This window comes from Devosia sp. (assembly GCF_028290645.1).
GTDB lineage: Bacteria > Pseudomonadota > Alphaproteobacteria > Rhizobiales > Devosiaceae > Devosia_A.
Genome location: NZ_JAQGJL010000170.1, coordinates 1 through 3561, shown reverse-complemented (window position 1 = coordinate 3561; position 3561 = coordinate 1). Strand labels below are relative to the sequence as shown.

Annotated in this window: 3 protein-coding genes; all 3 read left to right on the top strand. The window is 67.0% G+C overall.

What is annotated here, in order from left to right; genetic code table 11:
• The coding region (locus JWQ89_RS09645) for a glycogen/starch synthase (RefSeq protein ID WP_299640469.1) at positions 1–918 on the top strand (918 nt) is incomplete at its 5' end.
• Positions 899–2530 carry an alpha-D-glucose phosphate-specific phosphoglucomutase gene (locus JWQ89_RS09640; protein ID WP_299640468.1) on the top strand — a complete coding sequence of 544 codons (1632 nt, stop codon included), beginning with the start codon at positions 899–901 and terminating at the stop codon, positions 2528–2530. The genes JWQ89_RS09645 and JWQ89_RS09640, both read left to right, overlap by 20 nt.
• A 13-nt stretch (positions 2531–2543) precedes the next feature.
• Positions 2544–3561, top strand: a 1018-nt coding sequence (locus JWQ89_RS09635; RefSeq protein ID WP_299640466.1) for an alpha-amylase family glycosyl hydrolase, incomplete at its 3' end; no start/stop codon positions are given.

The window sequence follows — 3561 nt, the reverse complement described above, 5'->3', positions numbered from 1 at the left end:
GACTACGCGGCGGCGACCACCGGCACGATCGAGTATTTCGGCAGCATCAGCTACCTCAAGGCCGGCCTGCAGGTGGCCGACGCAATCACCACCGTCAGCCCCACCTACGCCCACGAGATCCGCACCGCCGGCTACGGCATGGGCCTCGAGGGCCTGCTGCAGGAGCGTTCGGACAGCGTCTTTGGCATCCTCAACGGCATCGACGCCTCCGAGTGGAACCCGGCGAACGATCCGTCACTGCCCCAGCACTTCGCGGCCGGCACGGTGTTCCAGCGCATCGCCAACAAGGTGGCCCTCGAGCAGCGCTTCGGACTGGACTCGAGCCAGGGACCGATCTTCGCGGTGGTCAGCCGGCTCACCGGGCAGAAGGGCCTCGACATGCTGCCGCCGCTGGTCGACGGCCTCGTCGCCCAGGGCGGCCGGCTGGTCGTCCTCGGCTCGGGGGATCCGGCGATCGAGAACGCCTTCGTCGCCGCGGCGATGCGGCATTCCGGCAAGGTCGGCGTCCATATCGGCTATGACGAGGGGCTCAGCCACCTGGTGCAGGGCGGCGCCGATGCCATCGTCATCCCCTCGCGGTTCGAGCCCTGCGGGCTGACGCAGCTCTATGGCCTGCGCTATGGCTGCATCCCGGTGGTCAGCCGGGTGGGCGGGCTCGCCGATACGATCATCGATGCCAACGAAGCGGCGGTGGAAGCCGGGGTGGCCACCGGCGTAGTATTCTCCCCTGCCACAGAAGAATCGCTGAAGGAGGCGATCCGCCGGACTATCGCCCTCTACGCGCGGCCGAAGGTGTGGCACAAGATGCAGCGCCGGGGGATGAAGTCGGACGTCTCCTGGGAACTCAGCGCCGAAAAATATGCCGACCTCTACGCGTCACTCCTGGGGCACAAACGCGATGACGATCCTGACGATTGAGACCAAGCCGTTCGCGGACCAGAAGCCCGGCACCTCCGGGCTGCGCAAGCGCGTGACCGTCTTCAGCCAGCCCAACTATGTCGAGAACTTCGTACAGTCGATCTTCGACAGCCTCGAGGGCTTCAAGGGCAAGACCCTCGTCCTCGGCGGCGACGGCCGCTACTACAACGATGTCGCCATCCAGAAGATCATCAAGATCGCCTCGGCCAACGGCTTCGGCACCGTGCTCGTCGGGCAGGGCGGCATCCTCTCGACGCCCGCCGCCAGCCACGTCATCCGCCATCACCGGGCGTTCGGCGGGCTGGTGCTCTCGGCCAGCCACAATCCGGGCGGTCCGGACGGCGATTTCGGCATCAAGTACAACGTCTCGAACGGCGGACCGGCGCCGGAGAGGATCACCGACGCGGTATTCGAGCGGTCCAAGGTCATCGACCGCTACCTCATCGTCGACGCCCCGGACGTGGACCTCTCTCGCATCGGCACGCAGCATTCGGCCGGCATGGTGGTCGAGGTGATCGACCCGGTCGCCGACTACGCCGCGCTGATGGAGACGCTGTTCGATTTCGACAAGATCGGGGCGATGTTCGCGCAGGGCTTCACCATGCGCTTCGACGCCATGCATGCGGTCACCGGGCCCTACGCCCACAAGATCCTCGAGGGCATGCTCGGCGCTCCCGCCGGCACCGTGGTCAACGGCACCCCGTCGCCCGATTTCGGCGGCGGCCACCCCGACCCTAACCTCGTCTATGCCAAGGACCTCTACGACCTGATGATGGGCGAGAATTCGCCGGATTTCGGGGCCGCCTCGGACGGCGACGGCGACCGCAACCTGATCATCGGCCGCAACCGCTTCGTCACCCCGTCGGATTCGCTCGCCATCCTCGCCGCCAACGCGCCGCACGCCCCGGGCTACGCCACCGGCATCGCTGGCATCGCCCGCTCGATGCCGACCAGCGCCGCCGCCGACCGGGTGGCGGAAAAGCTCGGCATCGAGATGCACGAGACGCCGACCGGCTGGAAGTTCTTCGGCAACCTGCTCGACGCCGGGCGGGTCACCATCTGCGGCGAAGAGAGCGCCGGCACCGGCTCCAACCACGTGCGCGAAAAGGACGGGCTGTGGGCCGTGCTGCTCTGGCTCAACGTGCTGGCGGCGCGCCAGCAGGGCGTCGACATGATCGTGCAGGACCACTGGGCGACCTACGGGCGCAACTACTATACCCGGCACGACTACGACGAAGTCGACGCGGCGCCCGCCAATGCGCTGATGGACGACCTCCGCGCCAAACTGCCGTCACTGGTCGGCCAGACCATCGAGGGACGGCCCGTGGCCTATGCGGATGACTTCACCTATCACGACCCTGTCGATGGCTCGACCAGCGCCAAACAGGGCGTGCGGATCGGCTTCGCCGACGGCAGCCGGATCGTCCTGCGGCTGAGTGGAACCGGGACGGTCGGCGCTACGTTGCGCTTGTACCTCGAACGGTATGAGCCTCCGCATGGACAGCACGATCTCGACACCCAGTTGGCACTCGCTCCCCTCATCGCCATCGCCGACAGCATTGCAGGCATCCGCGCCCGCACCGGCCGTGATACACCGCGCGTTGTCACTTGAGGATCCGGTAGCAGTGAAACCGGCTCTAGTGCCGGGCGCCGGCAGCCCGGACAGGCTTGGCTCGACCATCACCGCCGAAGGGGTCAACTTCGCCGTCTATTCCGAGACGGCAACGGCGCTTTGGGTGTCGATCTACGACGAGCTCGACAATGAGATCGGGCGGTACGAGCTCGACGGGCATGACGACAACATCCATCATGGGCTGATCACCGGCATCGGGGCAGGGGCGCGCTACGGCTTCCGCGCCGACGGCGAATACAACCCCGACCAGGGCCTGTTCTTCGACCCCCACAAGCTGCTGGTCGACCCCTACGCCAAGCGGCTCGACCGGGTCTATGTCCGCTCCCCGCGGCTGCGGCTGCACCGCAACGAAGCGGTGGACACGGCTCCGCTGGTGCCCAAGGCCATCGTCATCGGCGCGTCCAACAAGCCGGCGCTGCCGCGCCGCAAGCAGCCCGGGCTGTTCTACGAGCTCAACGTGCGCGGCTACACCATGCGCCACCCCTCGGTGCAGGGGCCGCTGCGCGGCACGCTCGCCGGCCTCACCACCAAGCGGGTGGTGGATCACCTGCGTTTTCTCGGCGTGGACACGGTCGAGCTGATGCCGATCGCCGCCTTCATCGACGACGGCCACCTGCCCTCGATCGGCCTGACCAATGCCTGGGGCTACAACCCGGTCAGCTATTTCGCGGTCGATCCGCGGCTCGCGCCGCGCGGCCCGCAGGAACTCAGGAACATGACGGACGTCTACCGCAAGGCGGGCATCTCGGTGATCCTCGATGTGGTCTACAACCACACCGGGGAGGGCGACGCGAACGGGCCGATGCTGAGCCTTATGGGGCTCGACGCCAAGACCTACTACCGGTTCGTCGAAGTCGACGGCAAACAGCACCTCGTCAACGATGCCGGCACCGGCAACACGCTCAGGTGCGACCATCCCGCGACGCAGCGGCTGGTGATCGAGAGCCTGCGCTATTGGATCGAAGAGATGGGCGTTTCGGGGTTCCGCTTCGATCTGGCGCCGGTTTTGG